This window comes from Caldimicrobium thiodismutans (genome assembly GCF_001548275.1).
Lineage (GTDB): Bacteria > Desulfobacterota > Thermodesulfobacteria > Thermodesulfobacteriales > Thermodesulfobacteriaceae > Caldimicrobium > Caldimicrobium thiodismutans.
Window position 1 is genome coordinate 121,797 of the sequence record NZ_AP014945.1, and the last position, 21,413, is coordinate 143,209.

General features: G+C 40.7%; 16 protein-coding genes, 6 tRNA genes and 1 pseudogene. 19 read left to right on the forward strand and 4 right to left on the reverse strand.

Annotated features, from left to right (window positions below; translation table 11 throughout):
- Positions 1–182: 182 nt before the first annotated feature.
- The 15 genes from THC_RS00560 (at position 183) to rpoC (ending at position 15,255) form a co-directional block, all read left to right on the forward strand.
- Positions 183–1,733, forward strand: a complete 1,551-nt coding sequence (locus THC_RS00560; RefSeq protein WP_068511819.1) for a PD-(D/E)XK nuclease domain-containing ATP-binding protein — start codon at positions 183–185, stop codon at positions 1,731–1,733.
- Between the two features lie 416 nt (positions 1,734–2,149).
- A tRNA-Tyr gene (locus THC_RS00565) sits at positions 2,150–2,231 on the forward strand.
- 16 nt (positions 2,232–2,247) lie between these two features.
- Positions 2,248–2,319 (forward strand) — tRNA-Gly (locus THC_RS00570).
- 14 nt (positions 2,320–2,333) lie between these two features.
- Positions 2,334–2,406 (forward strand) — tRNA-Thr (locus THC_RS00575).
- Between the two features lie 38 nt (positions 2,407–2,444).
- A complete protein-coding gene (tuf, locus tag THC_RS00580; protein WP_068511825.1) occupies positions 2,445–3,644 on the forward strand; it encodes an elongation factor Tu in 1,200 nt (399 codons plus the stop codon).
- 10 nt (positions 3,645–3,654) lie between these two features.
- Entirely contained in the window at positions 3,655–3,825 is a 171-nt protein-coding gene (gene rpmG, locus THC_RS00585) for a 50S ribosomal protein L33 (protein WP_068511828.1), read from the forward strand.
- 3 nt (positions 3,826–3,828) lie between these two features.
- Positions 3,829–3,905 (forward strand) — tRNA-Trp (locus tag THC_RS00590).
- A 28-nt stretch (positions 3,906–3,933) separates the two neighbouring features.
- Entirely contained in the window at positions 3,934–4,164 is a 231-nt protein-coding gene (gene secE / locus THC_RS00595; protein WP_068511834.1) for a preprotein translocase subunit SecE, read from the forward strand.
- On the forward strand, positions 4,165–4,692 hold the full coding sequence (gene nusG / locus THC_RS00600; RefSeq protein ID WP_068511839.1) for a transcription termination/antitermination protein NusG: 528 nt from the start codon (positions 4,165–4,167) through the stop codon (positions 4,690–4,692).
- A gap of 19 nt (positions 4,693–4,711) precedes the next feature.
- Positions 4,712–5,137, forward strand: coding sequence for a 50S ribosomal protein L11 (gene rplK, locus THC_RS00605; RefSeq protein ID WP_068511840.1), 426 nt, complete (start codon positions 4,712–4,714; stop codon positions 5,135–5,137).
- 11 nt (positions 5,138–5,148) lie between these two features.
- Complete coding sequence (gene rplA / locus THC_RS00610; protein WP_068511843.1) at positions 5,149–5,871, forward strand: 50S ribosomal protein L1; 723 nt, start codon at positions 5,149–5,151, stop codon at positions 5,869–5,871.
- A gap of 158 nt (positions 5,872–6,029) precedes the next feature.
- Entirely contained in the window at positions 6,030–6,560 is a 531-nt protein-coding gene (rplJ, locus tag THC_RS00615; RefSeq protein ID WP_231938355.1) for a 50S ribosomal protein L10, read from the forward strand.
- A gap of 31 nt (positions 6,561–6,591) precedes the next feature.
- Positions 6,592–6,981, forward strand: a complete 390-nt coding sequence (rplL, locus tag THC_RS00620) for a 50S ribosomal protein L7/L12 (protein WP_068511846.1) — start codon at positions 6,592–6,594, stop codon at positions 6,979–6,981.
- Positions 6,982–7,087: 106 nt separating this feature from the next.
- Complete coding sequence (rpoB, locus tag THC_RS00625; RefSeq protein ID WP_068511851.1) at positions 7,088–11,173, forward strand: DNA-directed RNA polymerase subunit beta; 4,086 nt, start codon at positions 7,088–7,090, stop codon at positions 11,171–11,173.
- Positions 11,174–11,193: 20 nt separating this feature from the next.
- Positions 11,194–15,255 (forward strand): DNA-directed RNA polymerase subunit beta', encoded by a 4,062-nt coding sequence (rpoC, locus tag THC_RS00630; protein ID WP_068511856.1) that lies wholly within the window; start codon positions 11,194–11,196, stop codon positions 15,253–15,255.
- A gap of 36 nt (positions 15,256–15,291) precedes the next feature.
- Here rpoC and rpsO read toward each other — a convergent pair whose 3' ends face one another.
- Together rpsO and THC_RS00640 are read right to left on the reverse strand one after the other, a co-directional pair.
- Positions 15,292–15,561 (reverse strand): 30S ribosomal protein S15, encoded by a 270-nt coding sequence (gene rpsO / locus THC_RS00635; protein ID WP_068511860.1) that lies wholly within the window; start codon positions 15,559–15,561, stop codon positions 15,292–15,294.
- A gap of 126 nt (positions 15,562–15,687) precedes the next feature.
- Positions 15,688–15,778, reverse strand: a tRNA-Ser gene (locus tag THC_RS00640).
- Between the two features lie 335 nt (positions 15,779–16,113).
- Here THC_RS00640 and THC_RS00645 point away from each other — a divergent pair.
- Entirely contained in the window at positions 16,114–17,112 is a 999-nt protein-coding gene (locus THC_RS00645; protein ID WP_068511863.1) for an Rpn family recombination-promoting nuclease/putative transposase, read from the forward strand.
- 89 nt (positions 17,113–17,201) lie between these two features.
- On the opposite strand, the gene THC_RS00650 is transcribed toward THC_RS00645, so the two are convergent.
- Complete coding sequence (locus THC_RS00650) at positions 17,202–18,224, reverse strand: alcohol dehydrogenase catalytic domain-containing protein (protein WP_068511866.1); 1,023 nt, start codon at positions 18,222–18,224, stop codon at positions 17,202–17,204.
- A gap of 178 nt (positions 18,225–18,402) precedes the next feature.
- Between THC_RS00650 and THC_RS00655 the strand changes: the two genes are divergently transcribed.
- Together THC_RS00655 and THC_RS09725 are read left to right on the forward strand one after the other, a co-directional pair.
- A complete protein-coding gene (locus THC_RS00655) occupies positions 18,403–19,272 on the forward strand; it encodes a 50S ribosomal protein L11 methyltransferase (protein ID WP_068511869.1) in 870 nt (289 codons plus the stop codon).
- 51 nt (positions 19,273–19,323) lie between these two features.
- Positions 19,324–20,094: pseudogene (locus THC_RS09725) on the forward strand (YihY/virulence factor BrkB family protein); the annotation flags it as partial.
- 392 nt (positions 20,095–20,486) lie between these two features.
- Here the strand turns inward: THC_RS09725 and THC_RS00665 are convergent.
- Positions 20,487–20,571: transfer RNA gene (locus THC_RS00665), tRNA-Leu, on the reverse strand.
- 347 nt (positions 20,572–20,918) lie between these two features.
- Between THC_RS00665 and THC_RS00670 the strand changes: the two genes are divergently transcribed.
- Positions 20,919–21,404 (forward strand): ribosome maturation factor RimP, encoded by a 486-nt coding sequence (locus tag THC_RS00670; protein WP_068511875.1) that lies wholly within the window; start codon positions 20,919–20,921, stop codon positions 21,402–21,404.
- Positions 21,405–21,413 lie beyond the last annotated feature (9 nt).

A 21,413-nucleotide genomic window follows, 5' to 3' on the forward strand; every position in this document is an offset into this window, starting at 1 on the left:
CCCTACCCTGGATACCTCAAAAGCAGAAACAGTTGCCTCTGTTCCATACTTTTTACCACCCCTCCTCAAACACCTTAGGTCTGCCCCTACATTAATGATGAAAACTGTCTATTTTTAAAAAGGGATTGCACAAGGAAAGAGCTAACATTGATTTTTCATAAAAGAAGCCTTAAAATAAAGCTATGGAGAAAAAGCTTCCCATCGGGATTTCAAGCTTTGAAAAGATTAGAAGTGAGCCCTATTATTATGTGGATAAAACTCCATTTGTTGTAAAGCTTGTTGAAGAGGGAACTTATTATTTTCTCTCCCGCCCAAGGAGATTTGGAAAATCCCTTTTTGTGGATACCCTGAAACAGGCCTTCCTTGGAAGAAAAGAGCTTTTCCAAGGGCTCTATCTTGAAAAGAACTGGGACTGGAGTGTCAGGTATCCTGTTATACATATTGATTTTGGGGGAGGAGAGGTTAAAAGTATAGAAGCCCTTGAGAAATGGATACTTCAGCAACTTGAGGAACATCAAAATCTTTATGATATTACCTGCAAATGGAAAGATGATTATCATGCCTGTTTCAGGGAACTAATCTTAAAACTTTCTCAGAAATATGCATCTAAAGTAGTAGTTCTTGTTGATGAGTATGACAAACCCATTCTTGATTGCATTGAGGATAGAGAAACTGCAAAGGCAGTAAGAGATGTCCTTAAGAATTTTTATAGTGTCTTAAAACCCCTTGATGCTCAGCTCAAGTTTGTTTTCTTAACAGGGGTCTCTAAATTCTCAAAGGTTTCTCTTTTTTCTGGGCTAAATCAGTTAAATGATATTACCATTGATAAGAGATTTGCAGAAATCTGTGGATACACTCAAGAAGAGCTTGAAGAGGTCTTCAGAGAGGAATTAGAAGATAAGGATTTAGAGCTTATAAGATGCTGGTATAATGGTTATTCCTGGCTTGGGGAGCCTCTCTACAATCCCTTTGATATCCTTCTCTATTTAGAGGAAAAAAAATTCCACCCCTACTGGTTTGAAACTGGGACTCCAAGTTTTCTTGTAAAACTTTTAATGGAGAAGCGTTTTTATCTTCCCGAGCTTGAAGACCTAACTGCAACTGATGACCTTATTGGCTCTTTTGACCTTGACTATATTGAACCAGAAAACCTTCTCTTTCAGGTAGGTTATTTGACCATCAAAGAAACTATAGAAGAGGAAGGGTTAGTTCTCTATAAGCTTTCTTATCCGAATAAAGAGGTAAAGATTAGTTTAAATAGAGTTCTTTTTTCTTATTTTACTCAGCTCAGTTCAGAAAGACCAAGGCTATCTCTTAAGATGATTGAGGCAGTGAGGGAGAGGGATTTTGAGAAGATGAAGAGGGTTCTTGAGAGTCTTTATGCAGGGATCCCCCATGATTGGTTCAGGAAAAATGAGCTTTCCCGTTATGAGGGGTATTATGCCAGTTGTTTTTATGCCTTTTTATGTGGGTCAGGGCTTGAGGTGATACCTGAGGATATAACAAATAAGGGGCAGATAGATTTGACGGTGCTCTATAGGGAAAGGGTTTATCTTTTTGAGTTCAAGGTGGTTGAGGGAGAGGGGGGAGAAGCTAAAGCTTTAGCTCAACTGAAGGAGAAGGGTTATCACAAGAAGTATGATGGTTCAGCCAAGGAGATTTATCTTATTGGGATTGAGTTTTCTTCAGGGGAGAGGAATCTTAAGAGTTTTTTCTGGGAAAAAATAAATTGATTTTTTACTGCTTTATTATGGAAGTCTGCATAAGTTCATATCCTTACAAGAAGAAGGAAGTGGGGTAAAAGGGGAATTAGATATCTATATAAGGGAGGTTATACAAGTCTGAAAGTAACACAGGCAATCTTGCCTGTGGAGGTAAATTACACTTCAATGTATGAAAGAAACACAGACAAGAATGTCTGTGCTACAACAAACCCACAAAAAAATTCAAGGGGTTTAAAATTTTAAACCCCTACTTAAGGAAAGATTTTGCAGATTTTTTATCCTTTCTTTCCGAAGGGGAATGGGTATGTGGAGAGGTTTAATTTGTGTTAGGCCCAAAGAAAAAATCCTATAGAGTCTTAAAAGATATGGACGCATGCATGCCCTTGACAAAATGTTAAAATAAGTTAATTTTATTAATACAAAAAGGAGGGGTACCCGAGTGGCCAAAGGGGCTGGGCTGTAAACCCAGTGGCTTCGCCTTCGGAGGTTCGAATCCTCCCCCCTCCACTTTTAGGATAATAAAGCGGGCGTAGCTCAGTGGTAGAGCATCAGCCTTCCAAGCTGAGGGTCGCGGGTTCGAATCCCGTCGCCCGCTTTTATAAATTTTATGCCCACGTAGCTCAGGAGGCAGAGCACTTCCTTGGTAAGGAAGAGGTCACCGGTTCGAATCCGGTCGTGGGCTTAAAGCCTTACGGATAAAAACATTTAGGAGGAAAAGCTATGGCCAAGCAGAAATTTGAGCGTAAGAAGCCCCACTTAAATGTAGGAACAATAGGACACATTGACCACGGTAAAACCACATTAACGAGTGCAATAACCAGGGTTTTATCTACGAAGGGGTATGCCCAGTGGATACCCTTTGATAGCATTGATAAGGCCCCTGAGGAGAAGGCGCGTGGAATAACCATTCAGCTTGCCCATGTGGAGTATGAGAGTGATAAGAGGCACTATGCGCATATAGATTGTCCGGGGCATGCGGACTATATAAAGAACATGATAACAGGAGCAGCGCAGATGGATGGAGCGATACTTGTGGTTGCGGCAACGGATGGGCCTATGCCGCAGACGAGGGAGCATGTATTACTTGCTCGTCAGGTGAATGTTCCAGCGATGGTGGTGTTTATGAACAAGATAGACATGGTGGATGATGCGGAGTTACTTGATTTAGTTGAGCTTGAGGTGAGGGAGTTATTGAGCAAGTATGGATTTCCTGGGGATGAGGTGCCAGTGATAAGGGGTAGTGCCTTGAAGGCGCTTGAGTGTGGGTGTGGAAAGGAGGAGTGTCAGTGGTGTGGGGCGATATGGCAGTTGGTGAAGGCGATGGATGATTATATACCTGAGCCAGTTAGGGATATAGATAAGCCATTTCTTATGCCGGTTGAGGATGTGTTTAGTATAAGTGGTAGGGGTACGGTAGTGACAGGAAAGGTGGAGAGGGGGGTATTGAAGCCTGGAGAGGAGGTGGAGATAGTAGGGTTAAGGCCAACGATAAAGACGGTGGCAACGAGTCTTGAGATGTTCAGGAAGATACTGGATGAGGCGTTACCTGGAGACAATGTGGGGGTGTTGTTGAGGGGAGTTGGGAAGGATGATGTGGAGAGGGGTCAGGTATTAGCGAAACCTGGGACGATAAAGCCGCATACGAAGTTTAAGGCAGAGGTATATGTATTGAAGAAGGAGGAGGGGGGTAGGCATACACCTTTTTTTAATGGATACAGGCCACAGTTTTATTTTAGGACAACGGATGTTACAGGGGTAGTGAGTTTACCGGAGGGAGTGGAGATGGTGATGCCTGGAGATAATGTGGAGTTTGAGGTGGAGTTAATAAAGCCGGTAGCGTTGGAGGAGGGATTGAGGTTTGCGGTGAGAGAGGGAGGAAGGACAGTTGGAGCTGGAGTTGTAACCAAGATTATAGAATAGGGGCAAGAGAATGGCTAAAAAAGGAGAAGCAAGAGTTACAATTCATTTACAGTGCACTGAGTGTAAAAGGATAAATTATACAACCAGTAAAAATAGAAGAAATACCCCAGACAGGCTTGAGCTAAAGAAATATTGTCCCTGGGATAGAAAGCATACCTCCCATAGAGAGGTTAAAAAATAAGGTAGGGCAGTAGCTCAACTTGGCAGAGCATCGGACTCCAAATCCGAAGGCTGGGGGTTCAAGTCCCTCCTGCCCTGCCATTTTTATTATTTTAAAGGAAAGGAATAAATGAAAGAGCCTGTGAAAAAGGGAGTAACTGAGGGTAGTGTTAGCTTTTTAGAAAGGACTATCCGATTTTTAAAAGAAGTTAAAATAGAGGCCAGGAAGATCACCTGGGCTCAGAGAAAACCAGTTTTAATGACCAGTTTGATGGTGATTTTTTTTAGTCTTTTTATAGGAGCCTATTTAGGTATTTTGGATGTTATCTATAATTTTATTATTTCTTTGATGGTGAAATAGATGGCAAAAAACTGGTATTCCATACAGGTCTGGTCTGGGAAAGAGGAAGAGGTAAAGAAAAACCTTGAGAAATATCTTGCAGAAAATAATTTAAGTGATAAAGTTGAGAAAATTTTTGTTCCTCCTCCCAAGGAGATAGAAATCCTTTTTTCTCCTGAAAAACAGGAGGTAAGAAGGTATTATTCAGGTTATTTTTTGATTTATGCAGAGCTTGATGAGGATTTAAGGAGCGCTATAAAATCTATGGAAGGTGTTTTGGATGTAGTGGGTGGGGATAAGATATACTTTTTCCGCACCGAGGAAGTGGAAAAGCTTATGAATCAACTTGTAGTTGAAGAGATTAAGCCCAAGCCAAGATACCAATTTATGCCTGGTGATAAAGTTAAGATTACTGAAGGGCCTTTTGCCAATTTTATTGGAACTGTTGAGGAGGTTAAGCCTGATAAAGGTAAGGTCAAGGTGCTGGTAAGTATTTTTGGCCGGGAGACCCCGGTAGATATAGATTTTACAAATTTACAGAAGATCTAAAGGAAGGAGGATACTTTAAATGGCTAAAAAGGTCATTACTCAGATAAAATTACAGCTTCCAGCTGGTCAGGCTACCCCTGCTCCTCCAGTAGGACCTGCTCTGGGTCAGCATGGTGTTAATATTATGGAGTTTGTGAAGGCCTTTAATGAGAAAACACGAGCTCAAGAAGGCTATATAATTCCTGTGGTGATAACGGTTTATGCAGATAGATCCTTTACCTTTGAGTTGAAGACGCCTCCTGCCTCGGTGCTTCTTAAAAAGGCTGCTGGTGTTGAGACAGGTGCTCATACTACCAAGAAAGAAATAGTGGGAAAGATCACCAGAAAACAGCTTGAAGAGATAGCTAAAACCAAGATGGTAGATATGACAGCAGCCTCTTTGGAGGCAGCTATGCGCACCATTGAAGGGACAGCCAGATCCATGGGAATTGAAATTGTGGACTAAGGAGATAAGCCATGCCAAGAAGAGGAAAAAAACACATTCAGGCCCTGTCAAGAATTGATCGCACTAAGAAATATTCCTTTGAAGAGGCTGTTAAGCTGGCTTTGGAAAATGCCTATGCCAAATTTGATGAAACCGTTGAGGTCTCTGCTGTTTTAGGAGTAGATCCCCGGCATGCTGATCAGATGGTTAGAGGTTCAGTAGTTTTGCCTCATGGCACTGGAAGAGTAGCCCGAGTGCTTGTTTTTGCTAAGGGCGATAAGGCCAAGGAGGCTCAGGAAGCAGGAGCTGATTTTGTCGGAGATGAGGATCTTATTAAAAAGATTCAAGAAGAAAACTGGCTTGACTTTGATAAAGTCATAGCTACTCCTGATATGATGGGACAGGTTAGCAGGCTGGGGAAAATTCTTGGTCCAAGAGGTCTTATGCCCAGCACCAAAACAGGAACTGTTACCTTTGATGTAGCTAAGGCAGTAAAGGATATAAAGGCTGGGAAGGTTGATTTTAAAGTAGATAGAGCTGGAGTTGTTCATGCCCCGGTGGGCAAAGTGTCCTTTGGAGAGAAAAAGATTTTGGAAAACCTGGCTGCTTTTTTTGAGGCCTTGCTTAAGGCCAAGCCTGCAGCTGCTAAAGGGCAGTATATTAAAGGAGTTGCCCTTTCAACTACTATGGGCCCAGGTGTAAAAGTTGATGTGAACGATGTTAGAAATCTCTTGCAGAAATATACAGGGGATTAATATAAATTTTCAGGCCAGAAGGTTCTCTCAATTAGAGGGGAGACCTTAAGGCCAGAGACGGGTAGGTGCCAGATATTGGCTTAATTCCTGCTATAAAGCAGGGCCTGCCGTAGGCGAAGGGGTACCCTTTCGTATGACAAATATTAAGGAGGTTAGCCTTGATTACCAAAGCTAAAAAAGGGGAAATGCTGCAATCTCTAAGGGAAAAGCTTCAAAGGTCAGAGGCTGTTTTTGTAACTACCTTTAAAGGAATAAAGGTTTCAGAGGTTAATGAGGTCAGAAAACTTGTTCGTGAAAAGGGTGGAGAATATAGGGTATTTAAAAATACCCTTATCCGTCTTGGAACAGAGGAGACCTCTTTTAAACCGGTTGTGGATTTTGTGGAAGGGCCAACGGCGCTGGTGTTTTCTTATAAAGATCCTGTAGAGATTGCCAAGGCCTTAAAAGAATTTATTAAAACCCATCCAACCCTTGAAATTAAGGGTCTGGTAATGCAAGGTAAGGGCTATGATGCCAAAGTGATAGATGAATTTGTCAAGCTTCCACCCAAAGAAGTTCTTTTGGCCCAGGTGTTGGGAACTATTCAAGCCCCGGTCTCCAATTTCGTGGGGCTTCTTTCTGCTATTTTGAGAAACTTCCTCTATGTGCTCAAAGCTATTGAAGAGAAAAAGGGAAAAGGAGAGGCCTAAAATAAAAAGAAAATAAAAAGGAGGGTAAGAGATGGCGGTAACTAAAGAAGAGGTAATTGAGTTTATTTCTAACATGACGGTGCTTGAACTTTCTCAGTTCATTAAGGAGCTTGAGGAGAAATTTGGAGTTACAGCAGCCGCTCCTGTTGCAGCTGTTGCAGCTATGCCTGGTGCTGCAGCTCCAGCTGAGGCAGCTCCAGCTGAAGAAAAGACCGAGTTTGATGTAGTCTTAGCTGAGGCAGGAGCTAATAAGATCAATGTCATCAAGGTTGTGAGAGAGATCACCGGGCTTGGACTTAAGGAAGCCAAAGATCTCGTTGAGACTGCTCCCAAACCAGTGAAAACTGGTATCTCTAAGGCTGAGGCTGAAGAGATCAAAAAGAAATTAGAAGAAGTAGGTGCCAAGGTAGAAATTAAGTAGCCTTGACAAAATTAGTATTCAGGGATAATCTTTTATGAGGGAACTCCCTCTCTGAGGGAGGGCCCTTATTGTCTTTTTAGAGATCTCAAAAGGAGGGATTTCAGGAATGTCAAGGTTTAATCAGGCTTTGAAGGTTAGAAAAAACTTTGGTAAAGTAAAACTAATTATGGATGTTCCGGATCTTATTAGTATTCCCAAAAAGTCCTACGAACAATTTTTACAAACCAATACGCCCCCGGAAAATAGGGCAGATGTTGGAATTCACAGATGTTTTAAGCTCGTCTTTCCTATAAGGGATTATGCTGAAACTGCTGTGCTTGAATATCTGGATTATAAAATTTTACCTCCTGAATATGAACCATCAGAGGCCAAGGATAAAGGGCAAAGCTATGAAGCGCCTATGAAACTAAGGGTGAGGCTTGTGACCTATGACCTTGATCCAGATACAGGTGTTAAGAGTATAAGGGATATAAAGGAGCAAGAGCTTTATTTTGGAACTATTCCTATAATGACTGAAGATGGAAAGTTTATTATTAATGGCACAGAAAGAGCAGTGGTTAATCAGATCCAGAGATCTCCTGGAGTTATTTTTGAAAAAGATAAAACTCAGGCTCGGGCAGGAAGATTAACCTACATTGGAAGGGTTATTCCTGTTAAAGGTTCCTGGGTGGACTTTATTTATGATTACAAAGGGAGGTTTTTAGTAAGGATAGATAAGAGGAAAAATGTTACTGCAACGGTTTTTCTAAAAGCCATGGGGTTAAGTGAGGAGGCTATTTTAAATCTATTTTATCCAAGAGAAAGATACTATATTCTGCCAGATGGGGTAGAAAGAGAGCTTGATTTTGAGATTCTGGCAGGCAGAAAGGCAGAGGCAGATTTTGTCCATCCCGAAACAGGCGAGGTAATTCTGAAAAAAGGTAAGGTCATTAGCGCAGGAGTTATAAGAAAGCTAAAAGAGCTGGGAATAAATAAAATAAATGGAGATGATTCCCTAATCCTCGGGAAAATCACTGCTAAGGATATTGTGGATAAGACAACTGGAGAAGAGATTGTCCCTATTAATACAGAAATTACCGCTGATACCTTAAAGATTTTAAGAGAAAAGGGAATTAAAGAGGTAGATGTCCTCTTTACAGATATTCATCGCTATTCTCTTGCCCTGCGGGATTCTTTGAAGACTGATAAGGCAAAAAACAGAGAAGAGGCCCTTCTTGAGATCTATAAAAAGATGAGACCTACAAGTCCTGCTACCATAGAGGTTGCTTCTGCCTATTTTAATTCCCTCTTTTTTGATCTTCAGACCTATGACCTTTCGGAGATAGGAAGATATAAGATGAATTTAAGGTTGGGGCTTGATATACCCATTACCCATAGAACCCTCACCTTAGATGATGTGATTGCTATTTTGAAAGAACTTATCCGGATGAAGGATCAGGAAGAGGAAGGAGATGATATAGATAGTCTTTCTAATAGAAGGGTAAGAGCAGTTGGTGAACTTGTAGAAAATCAGTTTTTAATTGGACTTATGCGTATGGAAAGGATTATAAAAGAAAAACTTCAGCTTGAAGAGATTGAGAATCTTACTCCTGGCGATCTTATTAACAGCAAGCCTGTTCTTTCTGCAGTGAAGGAGTTTTTCGCTCAGGGACAGCTCTCTCAATTTATGGATCAGACTAATGTTCTTTCCATGCTAACGCATAAGAGAAGGCTTTCTGCCCTTGGTCCTGGCGGGCTTACTCGTGAAAGGGCAGGTTTTGAGGTTAGAGATGTCCACCCCAGCCATTATGGCAGGATATGTCCTATTGAGACCCCTGAGGGTCCCAACATTGGTTTAATTATTTCTCCAACTACCTTTGCTCTTGCCAATCCTTATGGATTTCTTGAGACTCCATACCGACTTGTTAAGAATGGGAAGGTTACTTCTCAGGTGATTTATTTAAATGCTGCTGAAGAAAGGGATATGGTTATTGCCCAGTCAACCATTCGGCTTGGAAAGGATGGAAGCATTCTGGATGATGTTGTTCCAGCCAGAAAAAATGGAGAATTCATTATGGCTAAAAGAGAGGAGGTGGACTTAGTTGACCTTTATCCAGCTCAGGTTGTTAGTGTCTCAACCTCTCTTATTCCTTTCTTAGAACACGATGATGCTAACCGTGCCCTTATGGGCTCAAACATGCAAAGACAGGCTGTTCCACTTATGCGAACCAAAGCTCCTTTAGTAGGCTCAGGTATGGAAAAAAGTGTAGCCAGAAATTCGGGATTTCTCTTGATGGCTGAAAAAGATGGAGTGGTTGAGAGTGTTGATAGCCAGAGAATAATTGTGAGATATGATGTTGAAGTTGATGGTCTTCCTGAGGTTAAGGTCTACAATTTGATAAAATGGGTAAAATCCAATCAAAATACAACTTTCATACAAAAACCTGTGGTAAAACCTGGTCAGAGAGTAAGAAAGGGTGATATTTTAGCAGATGGACCATCTATAGAAAAGGGGGAACTTGCCTTAGGGAAAGATGTTATTGTGGCTTTTATGCCCTGGAGGGGATATAACTTTGAGGATTCTATAATTATCTCCGAAAGGCTTGTTAAAGAAGATGTTTTTACTTCTATTCACATTGAGGAATTTGAGTGTGTAGCCAGGGAAACTAAAATTGGAAAGGAAGAGATCACCCGCGATCTTCCCAATATTGGTGAGGAAGGCCTTCTTCACCTTGATGACAGCGGAATAGTTAAGATTGGAAGCTATGTCCGCCCTGGAGATATTTTAGTTGGAAAGGTGACCCCTAAGGGAGAGACGACCCTTACTGCAGAGGAAAGGCTTTTAAGAGCTATTTTTGGAGAAAAGGCAAGAGATGTTAAGGATACCTCTTTAAGGGTTCCAGCAGGAATTGAGGGAATAGTCATTGATACTAAGGTCCTAACCAGAAAGGGAGTTGAGAAGGATAGTCGGGCAAGAGAAAAGGAAGATGAGGCCATTGCGAGACTATTAAGGACCCAGGCGGATGTGTTGGAAGTATTGCAGAAAGGTCTGATTTATAAACTTACTCAAGTGCTTGAGGGAACGAAGGCCAAGGCTGATTTAGAATGGGAAGGAGAGATTTTTTTGAAAAAGGGAGAGCCCTTTACTCGGGAATTAATAGCGAACTTACCTATGGCTCTCTTAAGCAGGTTAAAGGATGTGGCTCACCAGGAGAAAAAAGCAATTTTACAGGAGCTCTGGAAAAATTTTGAGAAGAGAAGAAGAGAGATTATGGAGGAATATGAGGCTAAGATTAATAGAATTAAGAAGGGTGAAGAACTTCCACCAGGAGTTTTGAAAATTGTAAAGGTCTATGTGGCAATGAAAAGGAAGCTTCAGCCCGGAGATAAGATGGCTGGTCGTCATGGAAACAAAGGTGTAGTATCAAAGATTGTTCCCATTGAGGATATGCCCTTTTTACCTGATGGTAGACCAGTTGATATGATTCTCTCTCCTCTTGGAGTGCCCTCGCGTATGAATATCGGACAGCTTCTTGAAACTCACTTGGGTTGGGCCTGCAAGGAGCTTGGAGCCAAACTTGCAAGTCTTGCGCAGACCTATCAGATAGAAGCTGTTAAAAATCTTCTGAAAGAGATTTTTACGGAGGAGGAATTTGAAAGATTAGTTGAGGGAAAAACAGAGGAGGAAATTCTTGAGCTTGCTAAGGCCTTTGGAGAGGGAATTCCTGTTGCAACTCCCGTATTTTCTGGAGCCAAGGAAGAAGAAATCAAAAAGTGGCTGAAATTAGCAGGGCTTGATGAATCAGGAACAACTATTCTTTATGACGGTATGACTGGAGAACCCTTTATGGAGAGGGTTACCGTTGGATGTATGCACATGCTAAAGTTACACCACTTAGTGGACGATAAGATTCATGCCAGATCAACAGGGCCATATTCCCTTATAACTCAACAGCCCTTAGGTGGAAAGTCTCAATTTGGAGGACAGAGGCTTGGTGAGATGGAAGTATGGGCTATTGAGGCCTATGGTGCTGCTCATACCCTGCAAGAATTTCTAACTGTCAAGAGCGATGATGTAGAGGGTAGAACCAGAATGTATGAGAAACTGGTTAAAGGGAAAAACTTTCTTGAGGCAGGTATACCTGAAAGCTTCAGAGTTTTAACTAAAGAGCTTCAGGGATTAGCCTTAGATTTAGAACTCATAGAAGAATAAGTTTCGTAGGAGGGAGATAAATGAAAGACCTCTTAAGTATCCTTGAAAAACCCAAGGACATGATTCGCCTTAGGGCAGTTAAGGTTGCATTAGCAAGCCCTGAGAAGATTAGGGAATGGAGTTATGGTGAGGTAAAAAAACCTGAGACCATCAATTATAGAACTCTTAAGCCTGAGAGAGATGGCCTTTTCTGTGCCAAAATTTTTGGGCCTGTAAGGGACTATGAGTGCGTCTGCGGTAAATACAGGGGACAGAAACACAGAGGGGTTATTTGCGAAAAGTGTGGAGTTGAGGTTATTCAGAGCAAAGTTCGCCGAGAAAGACTTGGACACATTGAACTTGCAGCTCCCGTTGCCCATATCTGGTTCTTGAGAAGTATTCCCTCAAAAATTGGGCTTCTTCTGGATATGACTCTGAAAGAAGTTGAGTCAGTTCTTTATTTAGAAAGATATGTGGTTATTGAAAGTGCCATAGAAGAGTTTCCTGTTGGCACTCTTTTAACTGAGGAGAAATATTACTATCTTCAGGAGACTTATGGAGATAAGATTAAGATCGGGACAGGCGCTTCAGCTATTTATGACCTTCTTAAGGGCCTTGACCTGGAAAAACTTGCTAAGGATATTCAGATAGAGATGCAAACAACTCATAGTGAGGCCAGAAGGAAGAAGTTAGGAAAAAGGCTTCAACTTATCAGAAGCTTTCTTGAATCTGGCAACAAACCTGAGTGGATGATCTTACAGGTTATTCCAGTTATTCCTCCTGAGCTTAGGCCTCTTGTTCCCCTTGAGGGAGGTAGATTTGCAACTTCAGATCTAAACGATCTTTACAGAAGGGTTATCAATAGAAATGTGCGTTTAAAAAAACTTATAGACCTTGATGCCCCGGAGATTATTCTCAGGAATGAAAAGAGAATGCTTCAGGAGGCGGTTGATGCCCTTTTTGACAATGGAAGGAGAGGAAGACCGGTTACTGGCCCTAATCGGAGACCCCTCAAAAGCCTTTCAGATGTCTTAAAGGGTAAGCAGGGGCGCTTTAGACAGAATCTTCTGGGAAAAAGGGTAGATTTTTCTGGAAGGTCAGTTATTGTGGCTGGTCCGGAGCTCAGGATGCACCAGTGTGGGCTTCCCAAGAAGATGGCTCTTGAGCTCTTTAAACCCTATATCTTTGGCTGGCTGGAAAGAAACGGATATGCCACCAATATCAAAACTGCAAGAAAATTGGTAGAAGAAGAGCATATGGTGGTCTGGGATGCCCTTGAGGAGATTGTTAAGGAGTATCCCATAATGCTCAACCGAGCACCTACGCTTCATCGTCTTGGAATACAAGCCTTTGAACCTGTGCTTATTGATACCAAGGCTATTCAGCTTCATCCCCTTGTGTGCGTAGCTTACAATGCAGACTTTGATGGAGACCAGATGGCAGTGCATGTGCCTCTCTCTGTTGAGGCTCAGATTGAGAACCGTGTTCTTATTCTTTCCACTAATAATATTCTGCTTCCTGCCAATGGGGTGCCAGTTGTTTATCCAACCCAGGATATGGTGCTTGGCTCTTTTTATATGACCATGGAGAGACCTTTTGCTCCTGGAGAGGGGAAGATTTTTAAAGATAAAGAGGAGGTCTTTTTGGCCTATCTTTCAGGCGAGGTGCACCTCCAGGCCAAAATTAAGGTGCGGCTGAATGGAAAACTTGTGGATACAACGGTTGGAAGGATTATTTTTTCAAGTATTGTGCCTGAGGAAATACCCTTTGAGGAATATAACAAACCCTTGAGGAAAAAGGAACTTCAGGATTTAATCAATGTCTCCTATAGAAGGGCTGGCCTTAAAAAGACTGTTCTCTTTGCGGATCGCATTAAAGATCTGGGTTATGCCATGGCTACAAAAGCTGGGCTTTCAATTTCCATAGATTATTTAGTGATTCCTGAGAAAAAGACAGAGATCTTAAGAGAGGCTGAGAGAAGAATTGCTGAACTTTGGGAGCAATATCAGGATGGTTTAATCACCGAGTCTGAGAGATACAATAAGGCCATAGATATCTGGTCCACAACTACAGAAAGGATTACCGATGAGATGATGAAGCGTATGGAGACTGGAGAATACATTGGTCCTAATGGAGAGAAAGTGATGGGGCCAAGTTTTAATCCTGTTTATATAATGGCTTTTTCAGGAGCCCGTGGATCAAAGGACCAGATTAGACAGCTTGCTGGTATGAGGGGTCTTATGGCGAAACCTTCAGGAGAGATCATTGAGACCCCTATTAAAAGTAATTTTAGAGAGGGCCTTTCAGTTCTTGAATACTTTGTCTCCACCCATGGAGCAAGAAAAGGATTGGCTGATACCGCTTTGAAGACCGCAAATGCAGGATATCTTACCCGAAAATTAGTGGATGTCGCTCAGGACTGCATTGTATCAGAAGAGGATTGCGGAACCATTGATGGTTTAGAGATCGGGCATCTCATTGAAGGTGGAGAAATCATTGAGCCTGTTTGGGACAGGGTGCTTGGAAGGGTTGCGCTTGAAGATATTGTAGATCCTATTACAGGAGAGATTCTGGTTAAGGCAAATGAGGAAATTGATGAAAGGAAGGCCCTTAAACTTAAGGAAGCTGGAATTGAAAAAGTAGCTATCCGTTCGGTGATGACCTGTGAGGCCAAATTTGGGGTATGCAGAAGGTGTTATGGAAGAGATCTGGCTACAGGAAGGCTTGTTGAGATAGGAGAGGCTGTGGGAATAATTGCAGCTCAATCCATTGGTGAGCCTGGAACTCAGCTTACAATGAGAACCTTCCACATTGGTGGTGCTGTGGGTAAGGCCCTTGAGCAGAGTCAGCATGTGGCTCAATCTCAGGGGAAGGTAAAATTTATCAATTTGAGGGCTGTAAGAAGGTCTGATGGATCTCTGGTGGCTTTAAATCGTCAGGGAGAGATAGCTCTTGAAGGCCCAGATGGAAGAATTCTTGAAAAGTATCCTGTAGTTTACGGAGCTAAAATCCGTGTAGAAGAGGGAGAGGTTGTTAAGGCCGGAACTCTTCTTGTAGAGTGGGATCCCTATACCATGCCTATCATTACTGAGGCCTCTGGAAAGGTGAAATTTGGTGACATCATTGATGGTGTAACTGTGGATGAGAGGATTGATCCCACTACAGGAAGAATTACTATTGTAGTAAGAGATTACAAGCTTACCGATTATAGACCCAGAGTCTCAATTAAAGATGAGAAGGGAAGAACTATTGATCTTCCAGAAGGGAGAGGAAAAGCAAGATATGAACTTCCCGTAGGGGCAATTATAAGTGTGCAGGAGGGAGATCAGGTTGAGGCAGGAGATGTAATAGCCCGTATTCCCAGAGAGGCCCTTAAGGCCAAAGATATTACGGGTGGTCTTCCTAAGGTTACAGATCTCTTTGAGGCCAGAAAACCCAAAGAAAGCGCCATAATTAGTGAGATTGAGGGAAGAATCCTTTTTGAAAAGGATGTGCGTGGAAGAAAAAGGCTTGTTGTTCAGCCTGAAATCGGAGAGGCCAAGGAATACATGCTACCCAAAGGTAAATACATTGTGGTGCGAGAGGGTGATGTGGTTAAGCCAGGAGAACCTTTAATTGAGGGGTCTCCTAATCCTCATGACATCCTCAAGGTAGCAGGTATAAAGGGAGTGGCAAGTTTTCTTGTGGAAGAGATTCAAGAGGTTTACCGACTGCAAGGTGTTAAAATCAATGATAAACACTTTGAGGTTATAATCAGGCAGATGTTGAAAAAGGTAAAGATTAAGGATGCCGGGGATACTCCCTTTATGATAGGAGAATATGTGGATAGGGTTCACTTTGAGGAGGAGAATGAAAAGGTTCTGGCTCAGGGTGGAAAGCCAGCTGTGGCTGAGCCAGTTATCCTTGGAATTACCAAGGCAGCCCTTCTTACTGATTCTTGGTTATCAGCAGCCTCTTTCCAGGAGACAACTCGTGTTTTAACAGAGGCTTCTTTGGCTGGTAAAATTGATTATCTCAAAGGACTAAAGGAAAATGTCATAATTGGAAGACTTATTCCAGCTGGAACAGGAAGAGTTTTATATGAAGAACTTGGATGGGTATAGAGGGGAGGGCAGGGCAAAAGGCCCTGCCCTTTCTCTTTATTTTTTGAGGCCTAATTCTTTTAGAAGGGCTTGATAGCGTAAAAAGTCTTTCTTTTTCAGATAATCAAGAAGGGATCTTCTTTGGCCGATAAGCATCATAAGTCCTCTACGGGAGTGAAAATCTTTACGATGAATGCGAAGGTGTTCTTCAAGTTGTTTGATTCTTGCGGTAAGAAGTGCGATCTGCACCTCAGGGGAGCCTGTATCCTGAGGATGTCTTTGAAAGTGGGTAATGATTTGATTTTTAACCTCCGGATCTAAAGGCATTTTTGAAACCTCCTTTTAATTTATTTTTAAGCCTGAGAGGGGATGCCCCACCACCCAAGCAGTAGATAAAATATAACGGATTTTAGGGAAAAAACAAGAGAAGGGTGGTTGTTCTGGGGATTTATGCGGAGGAGGAGGGATTCGAACCCCCGGAGGGAGCTAATACTCCCTCAGCCGATTTCGAGTCGGCCCCCTTCGTCCACTCAGGCACTCCTCCTTTTTTTAAATTTTAAGCCCTCAAAAGCCCCTGTCAAGATAATATATGCGTCCATATCTTTTGAGACTCAAATCTACCCTACACCCAACCCAAATCATTCATTTTTTGAATAATTTTATTTAATTCTCATTTTACAGTAGGGGTAAACCTATGTGTTTGCCCTCTTTGGGTATCACCTTTCACCTTTTTACCTCTCACCTTTTACTACCCTTTTTGCCTATATTGATCTAAAGTTATGAAGGAAGATTACATCTTTACCTGAAAATATGAATTTACATAAATTTAGATTTATCTGACTCTCTTGAAATCCCCCTAATTTCTGGCAAAATACCTCTATGTCAAAGAAGAAACCTCCTGTTCCCTATGACCTTTTTGCCAAGGCCTTTCTCAAAGACCCTGAAAACTTAAAAGGCTTCCTCTTAACCTTCCTCCCTGATCACATTAAAACTCATCTTGACCTTGACTCCCTTAAAATTATCCCTGAAGAGCAAGTCTCTCTCTCAAGAAAAAAGAGAGAAATCCCGGACCTTGTTGCTGAGGTTAATCTTCTTAGTGAAGGGAAACCTTCAACCAAAGCCCATCTCTACATCCTTATTGAGCACAAAAGTGCACCTGATAAAAGGATTTACCTTCAGATTTTAAATTACATAACCGCTTTAAATGAGAGGTCTTTCAAGGAGGGGAAGGGGTATGTGCCTGTTTTACCCCTTGTGTTTTATGAAGGGGATAAGCCCTGGGAGTATCCTGAAAGGATAGAGGAGATATTTTCAGTGCCAGAGGGGTTAAAGGGAGAACTTTTTAAGGTTCATGTGGTAGATTTAAAGAGGGTAGAGGATGAGAAGATATTGAGGATATTTGATATTTTAGCAGGGCTTGGGTGTTATCTTTATTTAATAAAGGCGGAAGCAGGTAATTTTGAAGAGATAATTGAAGTTATTACAAGGGCGATAGAGAGATTAGTAGCGATAGGGGAGAAGGGGAGGTGGGAGATAGGGTTTTTAATTACGATATCTGAAATAAAGTTTAGGGTTGACGGGGAGGTAATTTGGTTTAATATATTAGATAGGTGTGAAGAAGAGGGGGTAAAGATGGAGTTAAAGAACTTTTGGGATAGAGTAGGAGAGAAATTTTATCAGCAGGGGATATATCATGGATTGATACAGGATGCAAGGGAACTTGTGCTTGAGGCCATAGAGGTGAAGCTCGGGTATGTGCCTGAGGAAGTGAGGGAGAGGGTGGTAAGGGAGGAGGATAGAAAAGTTCTTAAAGCGTGGCATAGAGAAATAATTCTTGCCAAGGGTTCTGAAGATATCTTTAAACTCTTTGAAAGTTGATAATTTTTAAGTCTTTTTTATTTTATTACTAAAGTGTAGATAAAGAACATTTTAAAAATTTCATATAAACACAGAGAAAAAGGCTAATTTTAATTTATCTTTAAAACTTTTGCTCCTTTTATTTTTTGATTTTTTAAATCCTCAAGTGCCTCAAAAGCCCTTTCAAAGGGACAGATTTCAAACTCTGGCTCAATTTGGGCCTTATCCACAAGCATGAGAAATTCCTCAATATCCTGCCTTGTAATATTGGCCACTGTTTTAATTTCTCTTTCATGCCAGAGATCCCTTTCATAGGAGAGATTTAATAGAAACTCTTTATCAAGATCCTCCTTTCTTATAGCATTTATAACGAGTCTTCCTCCTGGTTTGATATATTTCAGAAGGTAAAAGGGAGGTCTCCAAACAGGGGTTGTATCTATTAAAGCTTGTGGATATTCTTCTGGTTCCTCTTCTATATCAAAGGCTTTATCTGCACCGAGTGAGAGGGCAAGTAATCTCTGGTTTGGATTCCTTGCGAAGACAAAAACAGGGGAATCTGGATATAGAACTTTGGCTATTTTTAAGACCAGATGATTGGAAGCTCCGAATCCAATCAACCCGAGAATTTCCCCGTTTTTAAGTCCTGAGAGTTTTAAAGCCCTATAACCTATACCTCCGGCACAAAAAAGTGGGGCAAGTTTTTCTGGCTTTTTCCCATGGGGAAGCTTAAAAGCAAAGTCTTCTCTGATCTTGAAATATTCAGCATAACCTCCCTGGGCATCCTTTCCTGTTCCTTTAAATTCAGGGCAAAGATTTTCAAGGCCTCTTTTACAGAAAGCACATTTTCCACAGGTTGAATAAATCCATCCTGCTCCTGCAAGATCTCCAATTTGAAATTTGTTAACACATTCTCCAATTGCTACCACTTCACCAACAATCTGATGGCCGGGAATAATTGGTAAAAAAGAGGGCTTAGCTCTTCCCTCAATTTCATCAAGTTCAGTATGACAAACCCCACAGACAAAAACTTTTATAAGAATTTCATTCAGAGCAATAACTGGTTCCTCAACTTCGGAAAGATAAAAATTTCGTGGATTAAGTTCTCCAATTTCTTTTATAACCCATGCTCTCATGTTATTGTCATTATAGCTCAAAATACTCTATAAGAAAGCCTTCGACCCTTTGGGAGTTATATAAAGTATCTTTAAGGTTTCAAAATCAACATTTTTAAGCATCTTGATTTTATACAGGGTAAGATTAAACTTTAACACTTCAGAAGATTTAAAAGCATAAAAGAACCGAGGCTTAAGGATGTATTTATTATTTAGCCTAAAGGCACCTCCCGATTTAGCTCCTCTTTTGGAGGAAGAATTTTATATACAACCAAAACTTTCTTGGGAGACAGAAGAGACTGAAAATGAGATAATCTTTAAATTTTACTTCCCCTTTAATCTCAAACCAGAGGATCAGGAAGTTTTATCTTGGCTTGAAAAGCTTTCTGCTCGTTACCAGGAGCTTATTCCAGAATACACCCTTGTTAAGAAGGAAAACTGGGAGGTTATCTGGAAGTATCATTTTAAACCCCTTAAGGTTGGTAAGAGACTTTGGGTGCTTCCTACCTGGGAAGAAATTACACTTCAGGAAGGCGAAATTCCTATTTATATAGATCCTGGTCAGGCCTTTGGAACAGGGCATCATCCAACTACCCAGCTTATGCTTGTGAATCTGGAGGCCTATGTAGAGAAAATTTGTGAGGAAGAAAGTGTTCCCAGGGTGCTTGATATGGGCTGTGGTTCAGGGATTCTCTCTATCGCAGTGGCAAAACTTTGTCCCAGGGCAAGCATTTTGGCTGTAGATATTGATGAGCTTGCCCTTGAGACAACTTTAAAAAACGCAGAAGTGAACCAGGTCCTGGAAAATATTAAGATTCTGAAGAAAATAACACCTTCAGAGTCTTCGGGTTTTCATCTCATTTTAGCTAATATTGGCTTTCGGGAATTAAAAAATTTAGCTCCCCTTTTTAGAGAAATATTGCACCCCCAAAAGGGAATCCTTCTTCTTTCAGGGATTTTAAAAGAGGATCTTCCAGAGCTTGAAAAATATTACAAAAGTCTTGGATTCAGAAGAATAAAAAGTGAGTGTCTCAAAGGTTGGGCTCTTACATCTTTAAAGCTTATTTAAAAAAGTCGTATTTCTGTTAAAATAAACTAAAAATTAGATTAGGTAGTTAATGTGTCAAAAAGTAAGAATAAAATAAGTATTTTCCTCATTATTAAGGAGTTTTTTCAAAAATTTTTAAGAGATGAAATCCTTCTCTTCGCGCAGGGTTTAACCTATAATACCCTTTTAACTATTATTCCATTATTAGGATTAGTGGTTTCTCTCGGGAGAAGTTTTCTTCAAGAAGACCTGGTTATCCAGCAAAGTTTTCTCTTCTTTGCCAATTATCTTAGCACAGAAGCCTTGATACAGGTAATGGAAAGAATTATTAGTCTTTTGGAGAATTTAAAGAAGTTTCCCCTTGGTAAGTTTAGTCTTTTCTTTTATTTTATTATGAGTCTTGGGCTCCTCTTTCAGCTTGAGGATGCTTTAAATCGTATTTTTTTGAGCCTAAAGAGAAGGACTTTTAAAGAAAGGATTCTCTTTTATTGGATTGTTCTCACCCTTTCCCCTTTTATTTTCTTCCTCCCTGTGCTTTTACAGACTTCTCTTAAGCCTTATTTGAGTTATCAGCTTATTTTTTATTTCTTTTTTCTGTTGATATTCTTTTTTTTGCTTTACATCTATTTTCCTGCCCGAAAGGTTAGTAAGGTTGCTGCTATTAAAGGAGCTATTTTTGCTACCATTCTCTGGTATGGATTTTCCTTTCTTTTTGGTTTTTATGTAAAAAAGGCAGTAGCTTATTCCAAACTTTACGGAAGTTTGTCTATTTTTCCTATTTTTCTGATTTTTGTGTTTTTAAATTGGCTAATTTTTCTAATCGGTGCAGAGATTACCTATTTTTTAGAGAGGAGGCCCTGGAAAAAGAGGGTAATTACCCTTGCCTCTCCTTTGAAAGAGTTTTTTCTTTTAATCTTTTTGACTAAGAGCTTTTATAGTGGACAGGTTGTCTCCTTAAAGACCTTAAGTAAAGAGCTTCCTCTTTCAGAAGAGGAAATCTTGATGGCTATAAAAGAGCTTGAAAAGAAAAATTTTGTATTTTTAAGGGATGAGGAGGTATTTTTTCGCATTCCCCCAGAAGGGATTTTAATAGGGGATTTATTTTCTGGGGACATTTTTCAGGAAATAAAGGAAAGTAAAGAATTTTTATCCTTGATGACCGAGCTTTGCCCTTTTAGGGAGGATATTTTAAGAAAATCCTTAAGGGATTTAGTTATTTCTGAGGATATAAAAAATGCCGAGGGCGGGAGTCGAACCCGCACGGGGGTAAACCCCAGTGGATTTTGAGTCCACCGCGTCTGCCTGTTCCGCCACCTCGGCTAATATTAAATTTTAATCCCCTTTTTTTAGTTTACAAGCATTTGGATGTATTCATATCTTTTGAGACTCTTATCTCCCCTTTTTAGCAAATAAACTGGGTTATCCTTTTATCCTAAACATTAAACGATAGATCTTCCCCTACATTGATGAGACATATGTTATTTGACATTATTTCTACCTCTCACCTCTCACCTTTTTACTCTCCTTCCTTTTCCTTGTAAGGATGTGAGCTTATACAGGTTGCCAAGGGAGAATGAGTAGGTGGACAAAAATCCTCATTAAGTCTTAAAAGATATGGACGCATACATTTTCTTGACAGAAAGGCTTTGAGAAGTTAAAATTTATTTATGTATAAAAGCTCAGAAGGGGAAAAGGATCTTAAGGAAAAGCTATGGGAATTGCTTGAATTGCCTATTCTGAAGAAAAAAATGGAGCTTGTGGATATAGAGTGGAGAAGAGAAAGAACAGGTTGGGTGCTTAGACTATATATTGATAAACCCGGAGGTGTTACCATAGGAGATTGCGCAAAAATTAGTGAACTTGTAGGTCACCTTTTGGATAAAGAGAATCTTATTCATCATCCTTATAATCTTGAGGTTTCAAGCCCCGGTATTGAAAGACCTCTTAAAACAAAAGAACACTTTGAGAGATTTAAGGGAGAAAAGGCCAAAATTACTCTTAAAAATCCTCTTGCAGGCAGAAGAAATCTTGTGGGGACAATTCTTGGGATTAAAGAAGATTTCTTAGAACTTTCTGCCGAGGGAAAAGTTTGGGAAATTGCCCTCTCAAACATTAAAAAAGCCAATCTTCAGCCTGAAATAACTTTTAAATAAAAGGAGTTA